At 54.0% G+C, this 22,440-nt stretch carries 21 protein-coding genes; 12 read left to right on the top strand and 9 right to left on the bottom strand.

Going from position 1 to position 22,440, the window contains the following annotated elements; genetic code table 11:
- Positions 1-14: 14 nt before the first annotated feature.
- The 3 genes from ACPUC8_RS23105 to ACPUC8_RS23095 form a co-directional block, all read right to left on the bottom strand.
- Entirely contained in the window at positions 15-1,355 is a 1,341-nt protein-coding gene (locus tag ACPUC8_RS23105; RefSeq protein WP_494927448.1) for an ATP-binding protein, read from the bottom strand.
- Positions 1,331-1,999: a response regulator gene (locus tag ACPUC8_RS23100; protein WP_494927447.1), complete on the bottom strand. Its 669-nt coding sequence runs from the start codon at positions 1,997-1,999 to the stop codon at positions 1,331-1,333. Before ACPUC8_RS23100 ends, ACPUC8_RS23105 begins: the two co-directional genes overlap by 25 nt.
- A gap of 76 nt (positions 2,000-2,075) precedes the next feature.
- Positions 2,076-2,846: a COG4705 family protein gene (locus ACPUC8_RS23095; RefSeq protein ID WP_494927446.1), complete on the bottom strand. Its 771-nt coding sequence runs from the start codon at positions 2,844-2,846 to the stop codon at positions 2,076-2,078.
- Between the two features lie 368 nt (positions 2,847-3,214).
- Here ACPUC8_RS23095 and ACPUC8_RS23090 point away from each other — a divergent pair, with 368 nt between their 5' ends.
- From ACPUC8_RS23090 to ACPUC8_RS23070, 5 genes are all read left to right on the top strand, one after another.
- Positions 3,215-4,267: an ABC transporter substrate-binding protein gene (locus tag ACPUC8_RS23090; RefSeq protein ID WP_235589260.1), complete on the top strand. Its 1,053-nt coding sequence runs from the start codon at positions 3,215-3,217 to the stop codon at positions 4,265-4,267.
- A 71-nt stretch (positions 4,268-4,338) separates the two neighbouring features.
- A complete protein-coding gene (locus tag ACPUC8_RS23085; RefSeq protein ID WP_494927445.1) occupies positions 4,339-6,108 on the top strand; it encodes an ABC transporter permease in 1,770 nt (589 codons plus the stop codon).
- Positions 6,101-7,171 (top strand): ABC transporter ATP-binding protein, encoded by a 1,071-nt coding sequence (locus tag ACPUC8_RS23080; RefSeq protein ID WP_494927444.1) that lies wholly within the window; start codon positions 6,101-6,103, stop codon positions 7,169-7,171. The genes ACPUC8_RS23085 and ACPUC8_RS23080 overlap by 8 nt, the downstream gene beginning before the upstream one ends.
- A 238-nt stretch (positions 7,172-7,409) precedes the next feature.
- Entirely contained in the window at positions 7,410-7,565 is a 156-nt protein-coding gene (locus ACPUC8_RS23075) for a hypothetical protein (protein ID WP_494927443.1), read from the top strand.
- A gap of 138 nt (positions 7,566-7,703) precedes the next feature.
- On the top strand, positions 7,704-8,267 hold the full coding sequence (locus ACPUC8_RS23070) for a class I SAM-dependent methyltransferase (protein WP_494927442.1): 564 nt from the start codon (positions 7,704-7,706) through the stop codon (positions 8,265-8,267).
- A 41-nt stretch (positions 8,268-8,308) separates the two neighbouring features.
- Here ACPUC8_RS23070 and ACPUC8_RS23065 read toward each other — a convergent pair whose 3' ends face one another.
- Entirely contained in the window at positions 8,309-9,283 is a 975-nt protein-coding gene (locus ACPUC8_RS23065) for a zinc-binding dehydrogenase (RefSeq protein WP_494927441.1), read from the bottom strand.
- The gene (locus ACPUC8_RS23060) at positions 9,276-9,776 is read right to left on the bottom strand and encodes a lactoylglutathione lyase family protein (protein WP_039330851.1); all 501 of its coding nucleotides are present in this window, start codon (positions 9,774-9,776) and stop codon (positions 9,276-9,278) included. The genes ACPUC8_RS23065 and ACPUC8_RS23060 overlap by 8 nt, the downstream gene beginning before the upstream one ends.
- 90 nt (positions 9,777-9,866) lie before the next feature.
- Between ACPUC8_RS23060 and ACPUC8_RS23055 the strand changes: the two genes are divergently transcribed.
- Complete coding sequence (locus ACPUC8_RS23055; RefSeq protein ID WP_494927440.1) at positions 9,867-10,733, top strand: LysR family transcriptional regulator; 867 nt, start codon at positions 9,867-9,869, stop codon at positions 10,731-10,733.
- Between the two features lie 3 nt (positions 10,734-10,736).
- Here ACPUC8_RS23055 and ACPUC8_RS23050 read toward each other — a convergent pair whose 3' ends face one another.
- Positions 10,737-11,249: an SRPBCC family protein gene (locus tag ACPUC8_RS23050; protein ID WP_494927469.1), complete on the bottom strand. Its 513-nt coding sequence runs from the start codon at positions 11,247-11,249 to the stop codon at positions 10,737-10,739.
- Between the two features lie 146 nt (positions 11,250-11,395).
- Between ACPUC8_RS23050 and ACPUC8_RS23045 the strand changes: the two genes are divergently transcribed.
- Positions 11,396-12,295: a LysR family transcriptional regulator gene (locus ACPUC8_RS23045; protein WP_494927439.1), complete on the top strand. Its 900-nt coding sequence runs from the start codon at positions 11,396-11,398 to the stop codon at positions 12,293-12,295.
- Here the strand turns inward: ACPUC8_RS23045 and ACPUC8_RS23040 are convergent.
- Positions 12,292-13,068, bottom strand: a complete 777-nt coding sequence (locus ACPUC8_RS23040; protein ID WP_039330848.1) for an ABC transporter ATP-binding protein — start codon at positions 13,066-13,068, stop codon at positions 12,292-12,294. The genes ACPUC8_RS23045 and ACPUC8_RS23040 overlap by 4 nt on opposite strands.
- 206 nt (positions 13,069-13,274) lie before the next feature.
- On the opposite strand from ACPUC8_RS23040, the gene ACPUC8_RS23035 reads away from it, so the two are divergent.
- Genes ACPUC8_RS23035 through ACPUC8_RS23025 form a run of 3 tightly spaced genes read left to right on the top strand, consistent with a single transcriptional unit; the run spans position 13,275 to position 16,442 of the window.
- Positions 13,275-14,348 carry an ABC transporter substrate-binding protein gene (locus tag ACPUC8_RS23035; RefSeq protein ID WP_494927438.1) on the top strand — a complete coding sequence of 358 codons (1,074 nt, stop codon included), beginning with the start codon at positions 13,275-13,277 and terminating at the stop codon, positions 14,346-14,348.
- 10 nt (positions 14,349-14,358) lie between these two features.
- On the top strand, positions 14,359-15,366 hold the full coding sequence (locus tag ACPUC8_RS23030) for an ABC transporter permease (protein WP_494927437.1): 1,008 nt from the start codon (positions 14,359-14,361) through the stop codon (positions 15,364-15,366).
- Between the two features lie 26 nt (positions 15,367-15,392).
- The gene (locus ACPUC8_RS23025) at positions 15,393-16,442 is read left to right on the top strand and encodes a PLP-dependent cysteine synthase family protein (RefSeq protein WP_494927436.1); all 1,050 of its coding nucleotides are present in this window, start codon (positions 15,393-15,395) and stop codon (positions 16,440-16,442) included.
- 190 nt (positions 16,443-16,632) lie between these two features.
- Here the strand turns inward: ACPUC8_RS23025 and ACPUC8_RS23020 are convergent, their stop codons facing one another.
- Positions 16,633-17,691 carry an ABC transporter substrate-binding protein gene (locus ACPUC8_RS23020; protein ID WP_494927435.1) on the bottom strand — a complete coding sequence of 353 codons (1,059 nt, stop codon included), beginning with the start codon at positions 17,689-17,691 and terminating at the stop codon, positions 16,633-16,635.
- Positions 17,692-17,903: 212 nt separating this feature from the next.
- Between ACPUC8_RS23020 and ACPUC8_RS23015 the strand changes: the two genes are divergently transcribed.
- Together ACPUC8_RS23015 and ACPUC8_RS23010 are read left to right on the top strand one after the other, a co-directional pair.
- The gene (locus ACPUC8_RS23015) at positions 17,904-19,043 is read left to right on the top strand and encodes an acyl-CoA dehydrogenase family protein (RefSeq protein WP_494927434.1); all 1,140 of its coding nucleotides are present in this window, start codon (positions 17,904-17,906) and stop codon (positions 19,041-19,043) included.
- 135 nt (positions 19,044-19,178) lie between these two features.
- Positions 19,179-20,084, top strand: a complete 906-nt coding sequence (locus ACPUC8_RS23010; protein ID WP_494927433.1) for a nickel/cobalt transporter — start codon at positions 19,179-19,181, stop codon at positions 20,082-20,084.
- Between the two features lie 52 nt (positions 20,085-20,136).
- On the opposite strand, the gene fhuE is transcribed toward ACPUC8_RS23010, so the two are convergent.
- Positions 20,137-22,335 carry a ferric-rhodotorulic acid/ferric-coprogen receptor FhuE gene (gene fhuE / locus ACPUC8_RS23005; RefSeq protein ID WP_494927432.1) on the bottom strand — a complete coding sequence of 733 codons (2,199 nt, stop codon included), beginning with the start codon at positions 22,333-22,335 and terminating at the stop codon, positions 20,137-20,139.
- Positions 22,336-22,440 lie beyond the last annotated feature (105 nt).

Genomic DNA, 22,440 nt, shown 5'->3' with positions numbered 1-22,440 from the left:
CTCCTTGTAGATAATTAAACCGTGGGCAGGCAAACACGCACCTGTAATCCTGAGGAAAAACGTGTCGCTGCAGATAGCGTCACTTCGCCCTGCATCCGCATCAACATCACACTGACAATCGATAACCCTAAACCTGAGCCACTGGCGTCACTGCCCTCTATGCGATAAAAAGCATCAAACACGCGTCGGTGTTTATCCGTGGGAATACCCGGGCCGGAATCCTCAACGGTGATCAGCACCCGATTGGCGAGCCGTTCAATGGCAACATCAATGCACCCGCCGCTCGGCGTGTACTGAATGGCGTTATGGACCAAATTACGCAGCACGGTGTAGAGATCGGCGGGACGCACCATCACCGCCGCGTCACTGGCGTTCAGCACCCCCAAGTCCAGCTTTTTGTCTTCTGCTAACGGGTGCAGATCCGAAATCACCTGCTTGACCACCGTAAACACCGAGGTGCGCTCAATGGCTGGCAGCGCTACCGCTTCCCCACTTTGCGCCCGGCTCAGTGTCAGCAACTGTTCAACCAACCAGGTTGCGCGTTCCATTCCAGCGCGTAACGCGCGTAAACGCTGTTGACTCTCCTGCGGAAGTTCGCTGCCGCCCAGTCGCTCTGCCTGCAACATCAAGGCCGTCAACGGGGATCGCAACTCGTGGGCCGCGTCAGCAACAAATCGTCGCTGCAGCGCAAGTGAATCTGACGATCGTTGTAACAGACGGTTAATGGCTTTAATAAAAGGTCGGATTTCACGTGGAATGGTGCCGCTATCCAGTGACACCAACGCGCTGTCACGCTGTTGATCAACCTCGGCCGCCAGTTGACGAATTGGCCGGAATATCTTCTTCACCAAATCAGCCACCAGATACAACAGCACCGGAAAGAGGATGCCAAACGGCACCAGGGTGCGCAGCGCAGATGACAGCGCCACACTTTCCCGCACCGAGGCAAGCTGCGCCACGGCCACCTGCACACCACCGGGCATGTTCTCAATCAGCACGCGATAGCTTTGCTGATGAATATTCAGGGTGTGAAAACCCGGCTCTGGAAGTGCTGGCAGCGGAAAGTCAGCCGAGGGTGCCGCAGCAGGAAGAATGAAGTGCACCAGAATGCGTGAAGCGGCTTCATCCTGCAGCGGTGGGCTGATGAAGTTGCTGCTGCGTGGCGTCAACATCCCCTCTTTCGCGAGGCTGGCGATCTGCTGCAGCGACGAATCCTGTAACTCATGCGCTTCATCCCAGGCCGAAAGAAAACCCAGCACCCCGCTAAGGAGCGCAATGCTGCCCACCGCTACACACAACACCAGTGAAAGCCGCAGTTGCACTGACTCACTCAAGCGCCTTTTGAGACTTTCCATCCCACGCCTCGCACATTTTGAATCGCATCACTGCCGAGTTTCTTGCGTAGCGAGTGGATGAAATACTCAATCGCGTTGCTCTCAATTTCCTCGCCCCAGCCGTAGATCTTGCTTTCCAGCTCACTGCGGGAAAATATCTGGCCTGGCTGCGCCAACAACGCCTGGAGTAGCGCGTATTCACGGCCTGACAAGGTGTGGGTTTCATCACGTGCGAGATGGCAGACCTGCCGCGTTGCGGGATTGAGCGTCAGCATGCCGTTGCTCATCAGCGGCGAGGCATTCCCCGCTTTACGGCGCATCACCGCCCGGGCACGCGCCAACAGCTCACTCATGGCAAAGGGCTTAAGGACATAATCGTCTGCACCTGCATCCAGCCCCTTCAATCGATCTTCCAGTGCATCGCGGGCGGTGACGATCAGCAGCGGTACCTGATTTCCTTGCTGACGAAGTTGCCTGAGCACTTCCCTCCCGTCTCTACGCGGTAAGCCCAGATCGAGCAGCACTAAATCGTAGGTGTGGGTTGCAAGGCTCTGCAGCGCCTGCTCACCGTCACGCACCCAATCAGCGGCATAGGCCGCATCTTTCAACGCGGCGTACACCGCGTCTCCGATCATGCGGTCATCCTCTACCAGCAGCACTCTCATCACGCTTCCTGCTGTGCGGGGCGGAATATAGGTAACCCATCCATCAGATGTTGAAGCATATTTCCTTTCCTGATTTTTAAAGTTTGGACATCTGGCGAGATGAGTGGCCGTAGACCGTAGATGCGCCGATTAATATCGCCATCGCCAGCAGGAAAATAATATTGACGGGCGTAGTGCCATAGCCCAATCCGCCCTCTTTAATCGGTTGGGAAAACAGATCGGCGAGAGAAGCACCAAGCGGGCGCGTCAGGACATACACGGTCCAGAAGCAGGTGACGCTGCTAAGCTTGCCGATGCGCCAGAGCACGGAACTGGCAGCAATCAACACGGCGAACAGCAGGGTTGTGGTGACGTAGCCCAGAGACAATCGCTCAGCCAACGCATCACCCAGCGCCGTACCGAATGCGAAGGTAATCATGATGGCAAGCCAGTAGTAGAGTTCCCGACCTTTGGTATTGATCGATGAGAAGGCCAGCGTGCCTTCGGTGCGATGCCAAAACATCAGCACCATCACCAGACCTGAACCAAACATTGCCACCGAATAGAGCAACGGAACCTGAAGCTGATCGGTTAAATAATCGGTCAGTAGCGTTCCGCTTACGCTCACCATTAACACCGTCAACCAGTACAACCATGGGATATAGCGTGTCGCCCTCACCTGAAATATCAGCACCAGCAATAGGAGTAATGCTGATATAAGGGAGGTGCCCGTCAGGCCAAATCCCAGTCCAAAATTAATCCAGTCAGCCCCGGTTTCACCTACCGTGGTCGACATCATTTTCAGCACCCAAAACAACAACGTGGCCTGCGGCACTTTGGTTTTTAATTCGGTAAAGGTGTCAGTCATGGTCGGTTTCCCCGTCAACATATTTCACACATGATGACCGGGCAAACTTAAATCTCCCTTAAAAGGGAAAAATAGTTTCTATATCGCCTCATTTTTCTTTATCTCAAATTCATCTAGTAGACTTTGTTCTTAATGTTTAATTAAGAAAATCGTGAATCTATTTCTGCTACCTCGCCGTAAATAAGCGATATTCAATGTGAAATAATTTATCATTGAAATGAATAACCAAACTGAGTTCACAAAAGCTGGAAAAACCTCGAACAGCGGATTGCATCACAAGCGCAATGGGTTACTGTTAAATTCTTGTAACAAATGTAACCAAAAGGATCTGTATGAAAACCTCACTGCGTTTTTTAACAACCTCTGTCATGGCTGGCCTCTCCTTCTCGGCAATCGCGGCGGCGCCTGCGGGTTATCCTGCCGACTATCAGAAACTCATTGATGCGGCGACAAAAGAGGGAAAAGTGGTGGTGTACTCCACTACCGATACCAAAGCTGCGGGTCCGCTTATCAAAGGTTTCGAATCGTTATATCCCGGTATTAAAGTCGAATATAACGATATGAACAGCACCGAGCTTTATAACCGCTACATCAGCGAACAGGCTTCGGGTAGCGGCAGCGGTGATGTGGTGTGGAGTTCGTCAATGGATACCGCGCTAAAGCTGGCGACGGAGTACGCGGCGGAATATACCTCTCCCGAACAGAGTAAAATACCCAAGTGGGCTGTGTGGCAAAATAAAGCCTATGGCACCACGTATGAGCCAGTGGTGTTTATTTACAACAATAAGTTAATCCCTAAAGACCAGGCACCGGATTCTCATACCGCACTGGCAAAATTGATTTCCGCTAATCCTGATAAATTTAAAAATAAAGTCACCACCTATGACATCGAAAAATCGGGTTTAGGTTTCATGCTCACGGTGGAAGACAGTAAGGTCGATCCTGATTACCTGAAAAACCTCGCCGGCATGGCCAAAGGCGGCCTGACGGTACAATCATCAACCGGCACCATGATGGAACGCGTATCCTCTGGTGAAAACCTGATTGGCTTTAATATCCTCGGCTCTTATGCGGAAGCGCGCGCCAAAAACGACCCGGCGTTGGGTATCGCTTATCCAAAAGATTACATTTTAGTGTTATCGCGCGTGTCCTTTATTACTGAAGAAGCTGAACACGAGAACGCGGCCAAATTGTGGCTGGACTATGTATTGTCTGAGAAAGGACAAAGTATTCTGGCCAATCAAGCGGATATTCCCTCACTGCGCAATGATATTGAAGGGAAAAACGATATCGATGGCATGACAAAAATGCTTGGCAATGCACTGAAACCGATCCCGGTCGATGAGTCACTGCTGGAATATCTTGAGCCTGCTAAACGCCTGGAATTTATTAAACAATGGCGCACGGCTGCCGGGAAATAAACCTCCCCACGTTATGCGCCCATTAACAGGCTCTGGCGCATAACGCTTTTTTTTCGATACAGGGCTGGCATATGAACAGGTTACTGAGAAAGTGGCAAAGCTTGCCACGTGCATTAATTGTTGTCATCACGGCGTTGGTTATCTACGTGCCGCTGATGTTTATTGTGGTGCAAAGTTTTCTCTCCGCACCTTTCTTTGCCAAAAAGAAGGAGCTGACGCTCGGCTCATTCGGCTTTATTTTTTCCGATCCTGATTTCTACAAAGCACTGGAATCCGGCTTTATATTGGCCTTTGGTTTGGTAATTATTGCTATTCCACTTGGCGGCATACTGGCCTTTCTGATGGTGCGAACCAACCTACCGGGCCGCCGTCTGATTGAACCTCTGATTCTGGTGCCCATTTTTGTGTCACCGATGGTGCTGGGCTTTGGTTACGTGGTCGCAGCCGGCCCGGTCGGCTTCCTGTCGCAGTGGGCCAATCAACTGTTCGGTGTGGTCCCGTGGAACATCTATTCGATGTCCAGCATCGTGGTGATTGCTGGACTGACCCACGTTCCGCATGCGTATCTGTATATCTCTTCGGCGTTGCGCAGCGTCAGTTCCGATGTGGAGGAAGCGGCGCGCACCGTGGGGGCATCGCCCTTACAGGTGATGACCTCAGTCAGCCTGCCGATGGTGCGCCCGTCTATTCTCTACGCCTGTGTATTGCTGTTCTTCCTCGGACTGGAAGTGTTTGGCCTGATGCTGGTCCTGGGCGATCCCGAAGGCAACATGGTGCTCGCTACCTATCTGTATAAGTTAACCAACAAGCTCGGCACCCCTTCCTATCACCTGATGGCCGCAGTCGCCGTTGTGCTGATCTGCTTTACCGTTCCGCTGGTGATGCTACAGCGCTGGCTGATGCGCACCGCTAACCGCTTTGTCACCATGAAGGGCAAAGCTTCTCAGGCGCGAGTCCTGCCGCTGGGCAAATGGCGCTGGATTGCCGGTGCGGTGGTATTGACCTGGCTCACGGTGACCATTGGCGTGCCGTTGCTCGGCGTGGTGATGCGTGCGTTTATCTCACATTGGGGCGTAGGCGTATCGCTGTGGGATGAAATCTCAGTGGCCACCTTCCGCAGTATCTGGGACCAACCCAACCTGCTGCGCGCCATCGTCAACTCCATGTTAATCGGTGTGATTGGCGGCGCGATTGCGGTGATCTGTTATTTGTTCGTGGGTATCGCGATGCACCGCAAACAGGATCAGGTCACGCGCTTTCTTGATTACAGCGTGCTGGTGCCGCGTGCCGTGCCTGGCTTGTTAGCTGGTCTGGCCTTTCTCTGGGTATTCCTGTTCATCCCGATGTGGCTGGATCAGTCACTGAAAAACGGTTGGCTCTCCAGCTTACCGATAGCGGATTGGCTACGGGAAAACTTCATCGTCTGGCTTCGTTCGCTGCGTCAGACCATCTTCAGCGTCTGGCTGGCTTACACCGTGGTGTGGATGGCGTATGGCTTACGACTGATCTCGTCCACCTTGTTACAGGTAGGGCCTGAACTGGAAGAGGCAGCGCGCAGTGCCGGTGCCACCCCGGGGCAGACCACCCGTCACGTTACCGTTCCGCTCTCACGCCATGGCCTGATTGGCTCCTGGTTACTGATGTTCCTGATTTTCGAGCGCGAATATTCAACCGGCGTGTATCTGTTGTCTCCAGGCACGGAAACCATTGGTTCTATGCTGGTTTCGCTGTGGTCTGCGGGTGCTATTGATATCGTGGCAGCGCTCTCCCTGATTAATATCGTGCTGGTGGTGATTGGCCTCGGCATTGCTTTACGCTTTGGAGTGAAATTACATGATTGAATTATCGGTAGATAACTTGCATCTGATGTACGGCGATAATCCAGTACTGAAAGGCGTATCGATGCAACTGAAAAAAGGCGAAGTGGTGTCACTGCTGGGGCCTTCTGGCAGTGGAAAGACCACCTTACTGCGTGCCGTGGCGGGGCTGGAAAAACCCTCACAGGGCAGGATTACCATTGGCAAAAATGTGGTGTTCGACGGAACGCCCAAAAGTGAAATCCCTGCCGAAGAGCGCAATCTCGGCCTGGTATTCCAGTCTTACGCCCTGTGGCCGCACAAAACCGTATTTGAGAATGTCGCCTACCCGCTCAAGCTGCGCAAAGTCGCCACCGCGGAGATCAATGACCGTGTGCAAGCAGTGCTAGACCAACTCGGTCTTGGACACCTCGGCAAACGCCACCCGCATCAACTTTCTGGCGGGCAGCAACAACGCGTGGCGATTGGCCGTGCGCTGGTCTATAACCCGCCGGTTATCCTGCTGGATGAACCGCTGTCAAACCTGGATGCCAAACTCCGGGAAGAGGCGCGGGTCTTTTTACGTGAGTTAATCATCCGCCTCGGCTTATCTGCGTTGATGGTGACACACGATCAGAATGAAGCGATGGCGATCTCTGATCGTATCCTGCTACTCAATAATGGCGTGATTGAACAGCAAGGCACGCCGCAGGAGATGTACAGCCAGCCCTCCACCCTGTTTGCCGCTGAATTTATGGGCAGCAACAATCGTCTGCACGGTAAAATCACCCATGTTGAGGGCGATCGGGCACGCATTGCAGGCGCGAAATGGGCACTGTGGGGCAAGGCAACCCATGATATCCGCGTCGGTCAGGAAGGCACCGCGGTAATTCGTGTTGAGCGTCTACACTTTGCGGAAACCACCGAAGACAACTTCATTGAACTGCCACTGCTCACCAGCATGTATTTAGGCGACCGTTGGGAATACCTGTTCCGCACTGAGGAAGACGGCTTTGCACTGAGAGCCTACGGCAAAGAGTTCCGCGGCAATCAACGTTTCCGCCTCTCGCTGCCTAAAGATGATCTGTGGATTTTTGCTAAGAGCTGAAACTTCTTCCCCCCGGTAACGGTTAATGTTACCGGGGGGAAGAAAGTGCCCCCGTACTGCACAAATTAACCCATAATCTGAGCTTAAATATTGTAGACCCAACCGGTGCTTTTATTGTTATTGCTGGTTCCGGTAATTTGTAGAATACTGTTGTGCAATTAACGTTTTATACCCAAAATAATTCGAATCGCCTCATGGGGACTTGAAGTATGAAGGGTATATATCCAGGAAGGATGTGATGTCGGCGCTACCTTATTATCTTGCCTTAGTATTACTCATTGGTGTGGCATTAGTCTGGTGCGGATTGCTGCTGGACCTGTTCGAAATGCGTGACTGGATGCACCGCTTTACCGACTTTATGGAAACCCAATTGAAAGGTTCTGATGCGCTATAAATTGACTTCAGTACAGTGAATTAAGCGGTTATGACGTCATCATGACAATGTTGTCATCTGCACTGAAAAAACGCCGCTTTAAGCTTTGCTTAAGAAATTGATGTTTGAATCTCCAGAGATAAATCGGAGGTCATCATCGTGATAATAACGACGTACTCATTACTGAAAGAAAAGACCCGCTATCTTCAGGCATTTTTCGCCAACCCGCGCGCCTTTGGTTCTATTGCGCCCTCTTCTTCCATTCTGTGCCGCGCGATGTCGGATGCCGTTGACTGGAATCGCATTCAATATGTCGCAGAACTGGGTGCCGGTGACGGGGTGCTCACGCACCATCTATTACGCAGGATGCAAACAAACGCCACCCTGAATGCCTACGAAATCAACCCGCAGTTAGCGCGTAAACTCACCACTTTGCACGATGCGCGTTTATCCGTATTCACGGATTCTGCAGAGACCTTAATGCCGGGTTACGATGCAATTTTCTCCGGGCTGCCGTTGCTTTCCCTGCCGGAACCACTGCGTCAGCGAATTTTGGCGCGAATTGCTCAGGCGCTAAATCCAGGCGGCGTCTTCGTTCAGTTCCAGTACACCTCGCTATCAGAACCGCTGCTTTCCCAATACTTCAACTGGACACGTACACGAGTGATGCGCAACCTGCCACCGGCAATTGTCTATCGTTGCCAGGTGGCAGTGCGTCATTAAGCCTTAACTCTTATTGGCCCAATAACGCCACTGTGATGTGATTAAAGCAACATGACTTGCTTGCCGCTGAAATTGCGATGCTGCAAAGCTAACAACTGGGCAGGCAGTTGATCGTAAGGGAAATGCAGTAACATCTCGCTTTGCAGACTTCCCCTGGCAACCTGCGTTAGCAGGTTTTCACCCTGCTGGGTTATCTCCTGCCATTGCTGGCCATTGCCCGTTTGATGCAACGCCCCCAGCGCCACTTCATGCAGGGAGAGTGCACGCCCAAATGCAGCGCAAGGCCACTGGGCTACACGCCCCTGAATGCAAACCAGATGGCCGTTAGCCAATAATGTGTCTGCTAAACTTTCCGCGTGTTCCGGTCCCACCGCGTCAATCACGGCAAAATAGCGTTGTTGAGTTGTATCTGCATTGTGCTGGATATCATCGAGGCAGCGCTTCGCACCCAGTGCGTGTATGCGCGCCCAGTGCCGCTCACTGCTTAAAGTGGTCACGTCAAAGCCGCGTGCCTGAGCAAGTTGCACCAGATAATGGCCGACTGATCCTCCCGCTCCGGCAATCAGTATTGGCGCGCCGGGTTTAACGGGAATCTTCTCAATGGCCTGCCACGCCGTCAGTGCCGGGCAAGGAAACGCCGCTGCAGTCGCGAAATCAAGCTCATCCGGGATGCGCATCACCACCTGTGCTGCCAGCACGGTATACTCCGCGAAGCTGCCGTTGCGTTGCAGATTTTGATGGTATGCGACCCGCACGCCGAGCCAGCTCTCATCGCCCCCCGGCCCCACGGCCACTACTGTGCCAGCGCCATCAACGCCCGGCACTTGATCGACTTGAGTGTTAAGGACCTTCCAGTCCACCGGATTGAGGCCAATGGCGCCATTCTTCACCAGAATTTCCCCCGACTGGAGTGGTGCCGCGCTCAGGTAGCGCTCCTGCAAATCCAGCGGCGAATCGCCCCCCTGCCAGACCCAGCCGCGCCAGTCAGCAGGAACAGAAATCGTCTGATCAGACATAGGCACCTGCCGAATAAGTCAGCTCATAACTGTGGCTGTAGATCTCAATGATGTTGCCGAACGGATCTTCCATGTAGACCATGCGATAGGGCTTCTCACCGGGGAAGTATTCACGTACCGGCATACGCTGCTTGCCACCGGCAGCAACGATTTTGGCAGCCAGCCCTTCAACATCCGGATCCTGCACGCAGAAGTGGAAGACACCGGTCTTCCAGTATTCAAAGTTGTTTTCCGGTTTCTCCGCGGCTTTAAATTCGAAGATCTCGACACCGACGCGGTCCCCGGTAGAGAGATGGGCAATGCGGAACTTCTCCCAGCCACCGCCAAACACGTCACTGCACATCACGCCAATGGCGGATTCGTCTTCCTGAATTTCAGTCGGTGGCATGATCAAATACCAGCCCATCACGTCGGTATAAAACTTCACCGCAGCATCCAAATCCGTCACTGAAAGACCAATATGGGAAAAAGTACGTGGGTACGGGGTGCTCATAATTTATCTCCTGTTTAAAGATCCACAGGCTACGTTGGCGGGAGTATAATGAAAACAGTGATTCAATTATGGTAATTATAAAATTTCATTATGCTAAACCCACAATGGTTAAAATCTTTCGCCACGCTGGTGGATGTCGGCAGTTTCACCGCCAGCGCTGAGCAGTTGGGCAACACTCAGGCGGCGGTGAGTCAGCACATTCGCCATCTTGAGCAGCAGCTGGGGCCACTGATCCTGCGCAGTAAGCGTCCCTTAGAACTCACCCCGGCGGGCCGGGCGTTGCTCGATTATTGCCAGCAGGTGGATCGTGCGCAGCGCCACCTGGCATTAAGACTCAGTGATGGTGATGTGACCTGCGGTGAGGTGAGCCTGATATCCCCCGGCAGCATCGGTCTTCGTCTTTATCCTTTACTGCTCGCTTTGCAGCAGCAGCATCCTGATTTATCCCTGCGCCATCGCTTTGCCCCAGACAGTGAGGTGATGGATGCGGTATTACACAATCGATACGAAATAGGTTTAATGACGCAAAAGCCCGATGACAAACGCCTGGTCGCCGAAAAATTTGCCGAAGAGCCGCTGGAACTGATTGCCCCTAAAGGCAAGAACGCTTCCCACTGGGAAGATCTCGACGCGTTGGGCTTTATCGATCATCCTGACGGCCAGGCGATGGCCACACGCCTGCTGAGCCGACGCTTCCCCGGCAATGCGGGCGTGCGCAATTTGCCCCAGCGTGGGTTCAGTAATCAGATCAGCCTGATCCTTGAACCCGTAGCACGTGGCCTGGGCTTCACGGTGTTACCGCGCTATGCGCGCCTGGCGTTTCACCGCCAGGATGACATTCAGGTTATCGAAGCAGGTGCGCCACTGGTGGATACCATCTGGTTGATTCACCGTGCCGAATGGCCACTTTCTGCGCGCGCGCAGCAGGCATTACGCTGGCTGGAAGCCAGCATGTAGCCTTTATCTGCGAGCTTTTGCCGCGGCAACCAGTCCATCCAGCCAATCCTGATGACCGTTGATCATTGGGTTCGGTTTGGCATTAGCCAGCTCAACAGCAGGTTTACCGTTCTGTGTTTCCTGAGTCAGGATGCGCACGCGGTTGTCAGGGAGATCTTCAATCAGCCAGGCATGTAACACATCCAGACGCTCATCACTGCCGACTTCCCCTGCCCAGCCGTGCCATGAAACGCGCGCCGCTTCACCTGCTGCTGGCTCGACATACTCTGTGACCTGCGCTTCAACCGGGAAGCCGAAAGTCTCGAAGTAAAAGCGCACGCCCTGCTCCAGCTGAGGACCTTTATTGTCATAAAAGCGGGCGTTAGCGGAATTCTGGTAATAGGTCGGCCACAGCGATGGGGTGTTAAGCAACGGCCAGATATCTTGTGTGGACAGACCCGCAACAATCACTTCATTTGAGCAGTAGTTATCGGCAAAACCCGGTACGAAGCCTTCAGGCCAGTGGATGGCATTCATTTTCATCAGTGTTATCTCGTGGTTGATAAGGAACGGGAGCAGTATCAATTCACGCAAGAAATAAGACCAATCGCCATTATTGATTTATGATATTAGCTGGTGTAATATCAGCACCAACTGACCCATTTTCAACTGACGAACAAACCATGAAAACCGACATTCGCACTCTCGACCTGAATCTGCTTAAAGCACTCGATGCGTTACTGGATGAGCGCAGTGTCACGCGTGCCGCGGAGCGCTTATCGCTGACGCAACCTGCTGTCAGCGGGATGCTGACACGCCTTCGTGATTGTTTTGACGATCCCCTGTTTACCCGAACACAGCGGGGTATTATCCCCACGTTACGCGCTCTGGAACTGGCGCAGCCCGTCAAAACGATTTTGGCTGAAGTGGGGGAACTGCTACAGCCAAAAGCGTTCGATCCCTCCACAGCCGATATCACCATCAAGATCGCCGCCACAGATTATGCCTTGCGCGCGGTCGTTGTGCCGTTGATGGCGGCATTGCGCCTGCAAGCGCCCGGTATTCGGGTGGCCGTTTTGCCCGTGAATAATGAACAACTCACCGCGCAGTTTGAGCGAGGAGACATCGATTTTGCACTCATCACGCCAGACACGGCTCCGGCAGACTTACACGCACGATCGTTGTATGACGAAGACTATGTTTGCCTGCTGCGAGAAGGCCATGCCCTCGCGCAACCCGACGCCTTAACGCTGGATAGCTTCTGCGCCCTGGACCATGCATTGGTGTCTTATGTGGGCGGAAGCTTTAGTGGCGTCACGGATAAATCCTTGGCCGTGCTCGGGCGATCGCGACGCGTTACGCTCTCAGTTTGCAGCTTTTTGGTGCTGCCAGAGATTTTGCGGGTGAGTGATTTAATTAGCGTGGTTCCACGTCGACTAACCCATAATTTACCCGGCTTAAGCGTTTTACCGCCGCCGTTGGCGATTCAAGGCTTCAATAAGATCGTCGTGTGGCATGAGCGCACGCACCGCGATGCCGGGCATCGCTGGCTGCGTGAATTGCTGTTTTCCATCGCGGTTTAGGCCGCCACCCGCTCATCGCCTAACAGATCCAAAATACGGCGGCGCAACGCCACCAGTTGCGGATCGTCGCGGCGGCGTGGCCATGCCAGATCGACCTCAATCACATCCACCACCTTGGCCGGTCGGGGACTGAACACCACCACGCGGTTAGCCATCACTAATGCCTCTTCAACATCGTGCGTCACCATTAGCGTGGTGAATTGCTGCTCCTGCCAGAGATCGACGATCTCCTGCTGCATCCGCAAACGGGTTAATGAATCCAGCTTGCCGAGCGGTTCATCCAGAATCAGCAGGCGCGGCACATTAACCAGCGCCCTCGCCAACGCGGCACGCTGCGCCATACCGCCTGAAAGCTGATGCGGCCAGGCGCGGGCAAACTGCTTCAGCCCGACACGATCCAGCATCGCGTTAATACGCTGTTCTCGCACCGTGCGACTCTCTCCACGAATCTGTAAACCCAGCCCGACGTTGTCATACACCGTGCGCCACGGGTAGAGCGTCGGGTCCTGAAACACCACCACGCGGGAAGGGTCGGGCGCGGTGATGGCTTTGCCCTCTTCCGCCAGCAGACCGCTAGCCGGAGGTTCAAGCCCGGCCAGTAGACGCAGCAATGTCGATTTACCGCAGCCGGATGGCCCCAACAAGGCAACAAACTCACCGGCCTTGACCTGCAAATTTATATTTTCCAGCACCGGGAGATCCCGGCCTTCGAGGGTGAAATGGTGATTCACTTTTTCAATCGCAATATTTACGCCTGCTGAGGTAACAGTCATATTCCGCTCCGGTTTTGAAGTTCGAGGCAACGTTAATGGAAATAAGAGTAAGCCGGGCAACCTGCACGCTGAAATAGCCATTTCAGCAAACTTATCCTTAATTATTGATAAATAAAAACTGCATGAGTTCATGCGGGATTGTTATTTGGTGGCGGGAAATGGCTAAGAGATAGTGCCTGTGATCGTTTATCGACAAGGAAAGCAGAATGGCAATGCACAATAAATCTCTGAGCCGCCGTGCACTGTTGCGCGGTGTCAGTTTAGTGAGCGCCGGTATGGCGGTGAATCCATTGCTGAGTAGCAATGTGTTCGCCGAAGACAAACCTCTCAAAACCATCAAGCTGGCATGGGGGCAGACTGCGGTCTGTCAGGCACCGATTTCCGTGGCGCTTAAACAGGGCTTCTTTAAAAAATATGGTCTGAATGTCGAACCGGTAAATTTTAGCGGGCCGACCGACGCACTATTACAGGCCATCGCCACCGGTCAGGCTGACGGTGGAATTGGTATGGCGCTGCGCTGGTTAAAACCGCTGGAACAAGGCTTTGACGTTGACCTCACGGTTGGCACCCACGGCGGCTGCATGCGATTGCTCACTCCGCAAAACAGCGGGATCCGTGATGTGAAAGATTTGGTTGGCAAGTCTGTCGCGGTCAGCGATCAGGCTAGCCCAATCCGCAACTTCTTCGCAGTGCAGTTAGCGAAACAGGGTATCGATCCGGATAAACAGGTGAACTGGTTGCAGTATCCCCCTGACCTGTTTGGTGAAGCGCTGCGCAAAGGTGAAGTTCAGGCTCTGGCCACCGACGACCCGCAGGGTTGGTTGCTGAAAAAACAACACGATCTGCTGGAGGTGGATAACAACCTCAAAGGCGAATACGCCACCATGACCTGCTGTGTGTTGGGGCTGCGCGGCTCACTGGTGCGTGATGACCCCGCAACCGCACGTGCTATTACCCAGGCTATCGTGGATGCCCAGCAGTGGACCGCCGATCATCCCGCGGAAACGGCCAAAATTTTCCAACCCTTCGTGCCAGGTTCGGTGCCGGTCGAAGATATTACCGCGATGCTCAAAGAGCACACCCATCACCATCACTCCACGGGCGCACAGTTGCGTAGCGAAGTGGCGACCTATGTTGAGGAGCTGAAGAAGATCAATGTGATCCGTCCGGACACCGATGCGCAACGCTTTGCCGAGCACTATGTGCCCGAGCTGCTGCCCGCCGAGTCCCCCCACCAGCACGCCAGTAACATGGCACAGATGAGCAACATGTCGAGCTAAGGAGACAGTGATGGCCAGTGAAACCCTGACGATTACCCAAACCCGTGATACACCGCGCCGCCTGCAACCTGCCGTGTGGGGTGCACTGCTGTTATGGTGGGCGCTGGTAGTGCTGATGGTGGTGATACCGGATAAGCCGCAAGGCTTTGCCACGCCCCGGTTTGTCAAAGAGACTCACGAGTTGTTCGCCGGCATTGCGCTATTACTCAGCGGGCTGGCGATTGCCTCAGGACTGTTTCCGCGCCTGACACTACTGGCCCCGCTGAAACGCAGCGGCCCGTGGCTGATTGCACTGGCGCTGTTGATCGGCGTATGGGAAACCGTGACCGGGAAACTGGCTTTACTGCCTGCGCCCTTCTTTGCGCCGCCGCGTGCGCTGGTCGAGGCTTACGCCACCGACTGGCCACGCCTGCTGGATAGCGTGCTCAATTCACTGCGCCTGTTGGCCTTTGGGTTTATCTACGGCAGCGTGGTGGGATTTGTCACCGGCGTAGCGATTGGCTGGTCGCGTGGGCTCGGGTATTGGGTGCATCCGATTCTGCGCTTCCTCGGCCCAGTGCCCTCCACCGCGCTGTTGCCACTCTCACTGTACTTCTTCCCCTCCAGCTTTTCGGCGGCGGTGTTTTTGATTGCGCTCGCCACCTGGTTCCCGGTGACCGTGTTGACCTGGTCCGGTGTCTCCAGCGTGGATACGCGCTATTACGACGTCGCTCGTACGCTCGGGGCCAACTCGATGTTTTTGGTGCTGCGTGTCGCCGTGCCTGCGGCATTACCCCATCTGTTTGTTGGCTTATTTATGGGCTTGGGCGCGTCATTTTCTGTTCTGGTGGCCGCAGAAATGATGGGCGTAAAATCGGGTCTGGGCTGGTATTTGCAATGGGCGCAAGGCTGGGCCGCCTACGCCAACATGTATGCCGCGTTGATTGTCATGGCGCTGCTGTTTTCTTCACTGATCTCCCTGCTGTTCATCATTCGCGATCGTCTGCTTTCGTGGCAGCGCAGCGCGGTGAAATGGTAATGCCATCCCCATTATTGAGGTGAACTATGGTCGCTAAAATTTCTTCCTCCATTACTGAGTTAATTGGTAATACGCCCCTTCTCCGGTTGTCACGCTACACACAGCAGCAGGCGATCCAGGCCGAAGTGATTGCCAAACTGGAGCTGTTTAACCCTAATCACAGCGTGAAAGATCGCATCGCGCTGAGCATGATCGAAGACGCAGAACGCAACGGCATCATACGGCCGGGCGATACGCTGGTAGAAACCACCAGCGGCAATACAGGCATTGGGTTAGCTGCCATCGCCGCTGCTAAAGGCTACAAATTCAGGGTCTACATTAATGACTTCGTCAGTATTGAGCGCACGCAGCTGATCCAGGCTTACGGTGCGCAAGTGGTGCCATTTAGCACCATTGAGGGTTTTAAAGAATTTTACGATGCCAGCAACGGCGATTTTGTCGCGGCAACCAAGTGGTTGGCTGAGCAAGTCACCGCTGCTGAACCAGACGTGCATTTCCTGCTACAGCTGGAAAACCCGGCGAACCCAGCAGTTCACGCCCAGACCACCGGGCCGGAGATCTGGCGCGACAGCGGAGGCAAACTGGATATCTTTATTGCCGCGGTCGGCACGGGCGGGACCTTGTCTGGCACCGGGCGCTTCCTGAAGCAGCAGCACCCTGCCTTGCAGGTGATAGCCGTAGAGCCAGGAGTGGGATCACAGCCCAGTGAATTACGTCCTGAACCGCTGGAGATTACCGGCGTGCACGCCTTTAGCAATCAGCCTCCTGAGCGCATCCCCGCCAATCTGGATCATCGGGTGTATGACGAGGTGATTGCCGTCGAGACCTGGCAGGCGTATGCCGCAGCACGGCAGCTGGCATTGAGTGAAGGCGTGCTGGTCGGCGACTCTTCCGGAGCGGTCCTGTGGGCTGCCGAGCAAGTGGCAGCGCGCCCCGAGAATGCTGGCAAGCGTATCATCGTGCTGTTGGCTGATGGCGGCAGTAGCTACTTGAGTACGCAATTGTTTGCCCACCAGTTGCCAGCAGAGACGTTTAAACTGGCGAATGCGATTCAGACGTCACAGAAGATTGCGTAGCCTTTAGGCCGCTGAAGATGGCAGTAACGCCCGACGACAACGGGCGTTCGCACGGCAAATGCAATTTTGATCCCGGTTGTACCTGAATGTGCACCCTACGAAAACCCCGCACGATCATCGTAGGGTTGCCATTTATGGCGACCAAATAAGCGTCAGAGCCACCATCTATTGCCATCATCAATATTTATCATCAAACCAATACATTACTGGTAATGCCCTTGGCAAACAGCATCGGGTCGGTTTCTGGTCGTAGTACGTTTATCGCCTTTAAATCCCGCGCATAGACATCAATTTCATTCACAAACGCATTACCCACCGAATAGTGCCCATGTGTGTGCGTCTTCAACACGCTGGCGATCTCTTGTGGCGTGGTATTCAGTGCCTGACCATTAAACTCGGAGCCAATCGCTTCAGGATGCTGTGCGGCATAGGCATGAGCCTGCAAAATAGCGTGGGTGATGGCCGCCGCGACCTCGGGTTGTTCGCGAATCAAACTGCCACGCGTGCCCACCACACAGCAGCTGAGGTTCGCGTACTCATCCATCAAATTGGTGCCGATTTCACGGTATCCCGGCTGTTGCGTTAAGCGCCACATGATGGGGTCCGAACCGCTTGCTGCCTGAATCTCTCCCTTCTGCAACACCATCGGCAACAGATCCTGTGGGAACACGCGCCAGTTTACGTCCGCGTTAGGATCGATGCCGTGTTTTTTCAGCATCAGCGAGAAAAAGTTTTTATCCGCGCCTGCCATATCCGTGACGCCAATGGTTTTCCCTTTGAGTTGCTCCAGTGTGGCGGGGCCATCATTGCGTGCCAGTAAGCGCATGCAACCACCGTGCGTGCCCGCCGTCAGCTTGACATCAAAGCCCTGCTCCAGCGCTTTCAGCCAGCGCAGCGCCATGCCAATAGCCGCTTCCGCTTTGCCGGTGGCGATTGACTCCAGTAGTAACTCCGTCGAGTTACCGAAGTTCACGAACTCGACCTCAAGATTGTGGGCTTTGAAGAAGTTATGCTGATCGGCCACCACAACCGGAGCCAGGCAGATGGCGTTGAGATTGACCGCAAGGCGGATATGCGTGGGTTTCGCCAAGGCCCATTTTCCCGCCCCGCCCTGCAACAGATCGCCAGACATCGGCATATCGTGCATCTGCTGTTCAGCAAAACTTCGCCCCGGTAGTGCGGAGGCCATCATAGCGGCGGCGGAATAACCAATAAATCGACGACGTGACAGTGAATAATTCGCTGGCATGGTTTTACTCCCAAAAATAAATGCAGGTGATGGAATAGGCGTTGTAATAATTCATTTCAGGAGCAGGCAGAGTAATCGTTAATTAATGTCGCAACCAGCCACGTAATTATGCCAATTACGCATGTCGTAAGCCGTTTTATTGCTTTTACAGTGCAGCCATAAAAGGAAACAATCGACCTTATTGAACAGAGGGATAAATAAGGCAATTGATGATGGTTGATAAGCTCCCTTTTCTCAGCGAAATATTACCGGTATTAACCGAATCCCTTGCTGAACATGCCGAACAGGTTGATCGCAGTGGCGAATTCCCCCAGTTGGCTTTTGCACACTTACACCAGCAAGGTTTGCTCCATTACGCACTGCCCCTTTCGGCGGGCGGCAGCGGTGGTGACTTACTGAGCTGCCAGGCGATCATTCAAGCTGTCGCACGCGGTGAACCTTCCGCCGCATTGATTCTGATTATGCAATATCTCAATACTCGTCGTTTGGGTGAGGAATCATCCTGGCCGGAGTCCGTGCGCCAGCGGGTGGCTCAAAGTGTTATCGCGCAAGGTGCATTGATCAATGCGCTGCGGGTTGAGCCTGAACTGGGCACACCAGCACGAGGAGGCTTGCCCGCCACGCGGGCACGGCGCAGTGCCGACGGCTGGCGTATCACTGGCGAGAAGATCTACTCCACGGGAAGTCACGGTTTAAGCTGGTTTATCGTCTGGGCGAGTAGCGACGATGCCGATCCCCTGGTCGGTGGTTATCTGGTGCCCGCCGATACGCCGGGTATCCAGATTATCGATGAGTGGGATCATCTGGGCATGCGCGGCACCTGTAGCCATCGCGTCGTGTTGAAGGACGTTTTCATTCCACTGGATCATGCAGTCAACGTGGCGTCCTGGAGCACGCCAAAGCCGGGACTAAATGAGGAGGAGTCGTTGTGGATGGCGGTGCTGCTCGGCTCGCTGTATGACGCCATTGCGCAAAGCGCGCGCGACTGGTTTATCGGATTTTTGCAGCAGCGTTCCCCCGCTAATTTAGGTGCTCCACTGGCATCACTGTTACGTTTTCAGGAATTGGTCGGGCGCATTGATACCCTGCTGTTTACCAATCACACGCTGCTCAACAGTGCAGCACACGGACAGGTCTCAAGCGCTCACACGGCACAAATCAAACAAGTGGTAACGGAGAACGCGATTCGCGCGGTTGAACTCATGGTCGAAAGCATTGGTAACCATGCGTTGACGCGCCACCACCCGTTACAACGTCACTTACGCAATGTCTTATGTGGTCGCATTCACACCCCACAGAGCGACGCCATTTTTACATCCGTGGGCAAAAACGCCCTATCTGTTGAGAAATAGCAGCGGCCTGATCGCTACCAGGTTCACGGGCGGCCCAAGGGCTGCGCCCTGCTATCCATGATAAACACGTGCGCCTTTACAACGCAGCAAAATCCCGCATGCTGGTGGCTTTCAGGGCCGCGATATCTCATAGCTATGACTGCCACCAAAACCGGATTTACCCTTGCTGCGCTCGTGCTACTGACGGCGCTGATAACACTGTTCACCCAATGGACAGCGTTTCAGGCATGGTCATTACAATCACAAATTCAACTGCATCGTCTGCTGGTAACCCACCTGCTGCAAATCAACAGCGGTCAATACAGCGCAGGGTTGTGGCTGATCGGCGTGACCTTTATTTACGGCATTCTTCATGCAGTGGGTCCGGGACACGGCAAATTCATCGTCACCACCTGGCTTAGCACTCATCAACCCCCACGTGGCGTTGCCCTGAGCGTGCCGTTTATCGGCAGCCTGGTGCAGGGGCTGTGCGCCATCGCGTTTGTGTTTATCCTGGCGGTGGGCTTTAACCTGACGACCGGCGATCTCAGCGTCAGCCGCTGGTATCTGGAGAAAGCCAGCGCGCTGTTTATCGCTGGACTCGGTGTGATGATGATGGTGAAAGCCTGGCGCGGTCATCATCAGCATGAACATCATCACCATGAAGGCTGCGGTCACCATCACGGCATCACGACGCAACCGGTCAATGACTGGAAAGCCTGGCTGGGCATCATTATCGCCACCGGCGTTCGGCCTTGCAGCGGCGCACTCACGGTACTGCTGTTTGCCAATGTGATTGGCATTACGCGTTGGGGGATGTTCGCCGTAATGACCATGGCGCTGGGCACGGGCATGGCATTGGTGACTCTGGCGCTATTTGTGCGTCATTTTCGCCATCGCGCTGGCGAGTTGTGGCTGGCGGAGCGCTCGGCGCGGATTGATCACCTGCTTAAGCTGGTGCGTATTGCGGGGGGCGCACTGCTGATTCTGTTTGCCTTAGTGCTGTTTTTAACCGTGGTGCCAGTGAGTGCGAATGGCGATTATATTGCGGCGGGATGTTAAGGGATTATTGGGTGCAATGAGGGAGGCCTGAAGGCCCCCCCTTCAGGTACGATTAGAAACGATAGGACGCGGTAACCGAGAAGTTACGCGGCGTGCCGTAAACGATGCCGCCGTTGCCGACGTTTTCGTCATACTCTTTATCGAACAGGTTATTCAGGTTAGCTTGTAACGTCACATTTTTCGTCACGTCATAGCGCGCGAACAAGTCCACCAGCGCATAGCTGCCCTGGCGTGCACGCCAGGTGCCATTGCCATCCGGACCGCCAAGATCTTTATAGGTCTTCGACTGCCAGTTAACCCCGCCGCCCAGCGTCAGCTGATCCATCATCGGCAAGCGATAGCTGGTAAACAGGTTGAAGGAAGTGCGTGGCAGCTGAGAGTTATAGTTCTCACCATCACGATCTTCCGCCACATAGCTGGTGCCACCGAAGGTCATCTGCCAGTTATCGGTCAGCGCGCCGTTAACTTCAAATTCAACCCCACGACTCACCACGCCTTTCTTACCGACATAAATCGCATTACCGGTTTGCGCGTTGGTTTCACCCGTTGCGGAGGCCACATTATCCAGTTCTGTACGGAATACCGAGACTGACGTGGTCAGACGGCTGTTAAACCAGTCCGATTTGACCCCGGCTTCGTAGTTCTTGCCGATAACCGGTGACAGGAATCCGCCTGACGCATCCTGGTAATCTTGTGGCTGGAACACCGAGGTGTAACTGGCATAAGCAGACCAGTTGTCATAGAAGTCCCAGATCACGCCGCCATAAGGAGTCGTGTTGTTCTTTTCCATCTCCGCTGACAGCGTTTGACGATTCCAGTTGGTGTAACGCGCACCCAGAATCACGTGCAAGGGGTCCGCCAGTGAGATGCGTGTCGCGACATAGGCTGACTTCTGGCGCACCAGTTGTGTATCAGATGCTGGCTCACGTGGTCCCCAGTTTGTTTCTGGGAAGTCACCATTGAAATCATTGAAATTACCCAACTCTGCCGGGGAGATATTGGCCCAGGAGCTGTAGTATTTATTATCCTGACGGCTATAGTTCACCCCCACCATCAACTCATGTTGGCGGCCTAACAACTCATAAGGGCCACTGGCAAAGGCATCGACCGCATCAACTTTCCGTTTACCCGTGTTGTAACCGGTGCCGCCAATGACGGGCCATCCTGCGTATGCTGATGAACCTGCCCCCGTGGTTTTATCGAAGTAGCCGTCAATGTAAAGCTGTTTACTGTCGAGGAACATCTCGTTATGGGTGCCGTTAAGGGTGATGTTCCAACCGTTATCGAAGTTCTGTTGCAGATTAACAAAGACTTTTTTGTTTTCTTTGTTGTTATAGGCCCATTCTGGCGAGGTATTGTAGCCACGACGTAAATGGGTTTGCGAACCGTCGGTATACCAACGAGGAGATCCACTCCACATTGGCGAGTCAGTATCCACCTGAGTGAACTCATAACCCACAGACAGCTTAGTTTTGTCGGTCAGGTCCGCGTCAACCACGCCGTAGATAAATTTCTTTTCAAATCCGTAGCGCTCGATAAAGCTATTTTTGTTCTCATAACCGGCAACCACACGGCCACGCACGTTGCCTTCTGACGACAGTGGCGCAGAAAGATCGGCAACATAACGTTGCTTATCCCAGCTGCCATAGCTGGCTTCAAGGTTACCGGTGAACTCTTTGCTGTCCGCGTGCTTGCGCACCATATTGATCGCTGCAGAAGGGTTACCCGGTCCGGTCAACAGACCGGTGGCACCGCGCACCACTTCTACGCGCTCATACAGCGCCATATCGGTTTGGGCATCGCCGAGGTTCCAGCGAGAGGCGAACGCGGTTGGGATACCATCGGTCATGTAGTTGTCGATGATAAAGCCGCGTGAATAGTAGTTGGTACGATCCATATCACCGCTGACGCCTCGGATACCGGTGGTATTCGACAGCACATCATTCAGTGATTGCAGCTGTTGATCCTGCATACGTTGTTTGCTGATGATGCTGACCGATTGCGGAATATCACGCGCGGTGAGTGCCATTTTGGTGCCCGCACGGGTCACCGGTACGCTGTAATCTTTTGCCGCCTGCTCTTGTTGCGCATCCGCGCTGGCGCTGGCATCCACGGTCAGCGTTTGTTCACCGTTGGTCTTATCTGCCGCTTGTGCAATGCCTGAGGCGATCATCATCGCCAGCAGAGAGACCTGCAGCACACGCTTAGGCGCACGGCCCGATTCCCTGACGCGCTTTTCTTTGAAAGACATAATATTCCTCGATCAACTTATCGTTATTTTTGTTCGGCTTACCTGCTGACGTCTGCTGGCTCCTGCCAAAAAATAACGTGCTGAAAAGGAAGTTCAGAACCGGGA

It is taken from the genome of Pantoea sp. CFCC18177 (assembly GCF_059412425.1).
This window is presented reverse-complemented; position numbering and strand designations above follow the sequence as displayed.

Bases quoted from the DNA above. Each gene is read 5' to 3' on its own strand.
- ACPUC8_RS23100 (WP_494927447.1), bottom strand. From the start codon at position 1,999: ATGAGAGTGCTGCTGGTAGAGGATGACCGCATGATCGGAGACGCGGTG.
- ACPUC8_RS23025 (WP_494927436.1), top strand. From the start codon at position 15,393: ATGGTCGCTAAAATTTCTTCCTCCATTACTGAGTTAATTGGTAATACG.
- ACPUC8_RS23040 (WP_039330848.1), bottom strand. From the start codon at position 13,068: ATGACTGTTACCTCAGCAGGCGTAAATATTGCGATTGAAAAAGTGAAT.
- ACPUC8_RS23045 (WP_494927439.1), top strand. From the start codon at position 11,396: ATGAAAACCGACATTCGCACTCTCGACCTGAATCTGCTTAAAGCACTC.
- ACPUC8_RS23075 (WP_494927443.1), top strand. From the start codon at position 7,410: ATGTCGGCGCTACCTTATTATCTTGCCTTAGTATTACTCATTGGTGTG.
- ACPUC8_RS23085 (WP_494927445.1), top strand. From the start codon at position 4,339: ATGAACAGGTTACTGAGAAAGTGGCAAAGCTTGCCACGTGCATTAATT.
- ACPUC8_RS23035 (WP_494927438.1), top strand. From the start codon at position 13,275: ATGGCAATGCACAATAAATCTCTGAGCCGCCGTGCACTGTTGCGCGGT.
- fhuE (WP_494927432.1), bottom strand. From the start codon at position 22,335: ATGTCTTTCAAAGAAAAGCGCGTCAGGGAATCGGGCCGTGCGCCTAAG.
- ACPUC8_RS23065 (WP_494927441.1), bottom strand. From the start codon at position 9,283: ATGTCTGATCAGACGATTTCTGTTCCTGCTGACTGGCGCGGCTGGGTC.
- ACPUC8_RS23030 (WP_494927437.1), top strand. From the start codon at position 14,359: ATGGCCAGTGAAACCCTGACGATTACCCAAACCCGTGATACACCGCGC.
- ACPUC8_RS23080 (WP_494927444.1), top strand. From the start codon at position 6,101: ATGATTGAATTATCGGTAGATAACTTGCATCTGATGTACGGCGATAAT.
- ACPUC8_RS23010 (WP_494927433.1), top strand. From the start codon at position 19,179: ATGACTGCCACCAAAACCGGATTTACCCTTGCTGCGCTCGTGCTACTG.
- ACPUC8_RS23020 (WP_494927435.1), bottom strand. From the start codon at position 17,691: ATGCCAGCGAATTATTCACTGTCACGTCGTCGATTTATTGGTTATTCC.
- ACPUC8_RS23050 (WP_494927469.1), bottom strand. From the start codon at position 11,249: ATGAATGCCATCCACTGGCCTGAAGGCTTCGTACCGGGTTTTGCCGAT.
- ACPUC8_RS23090 (WP_235589260.1), top strand. From the start codon at position 3,215: ATGGCTGGCCTCTCCTTCTCGGCAATCGCGGCGGCGCCTGCGGGTTAT.
- ACPUC8_RS23105 (WP_494927448.1), bottom strand. From the start codon at position 1,355: ATGGAAAGTCTCAAAAGGCGCTTGAGTGAGTCAGTGCAACTGCGGCTT.
- ACPUC8_RS23015 (WP_494927434.1), top strand. From the start codon at position 17,904: ATGGTTGATAAGCTCCCTTTTCTCAGCGAAATATTACCGGTATTAACC.
- ACPUC8_RS23060 (WP_039330851.1), bottom strand. From the start codon at position 9,776: ATGAGCACCCCGTACCCACGTACTTTTTCCCATATTGGTCTTTCAGTG.
- ACPUC8_RS23095 (WP_494927446.1), bottom strand. From the start codon at position 2,846: ATGACTGACACCTTTACCGAATTAAAAACCAAAGTGCCGCAGGCCACG.
- ACPUC8_RS23055 (WP_494927440.1), top strand. From the start codon at position 9,867: ATGCTAAACCCACAATGGTTAAAATCTTTCGCCACGCTGGTGGATGTC.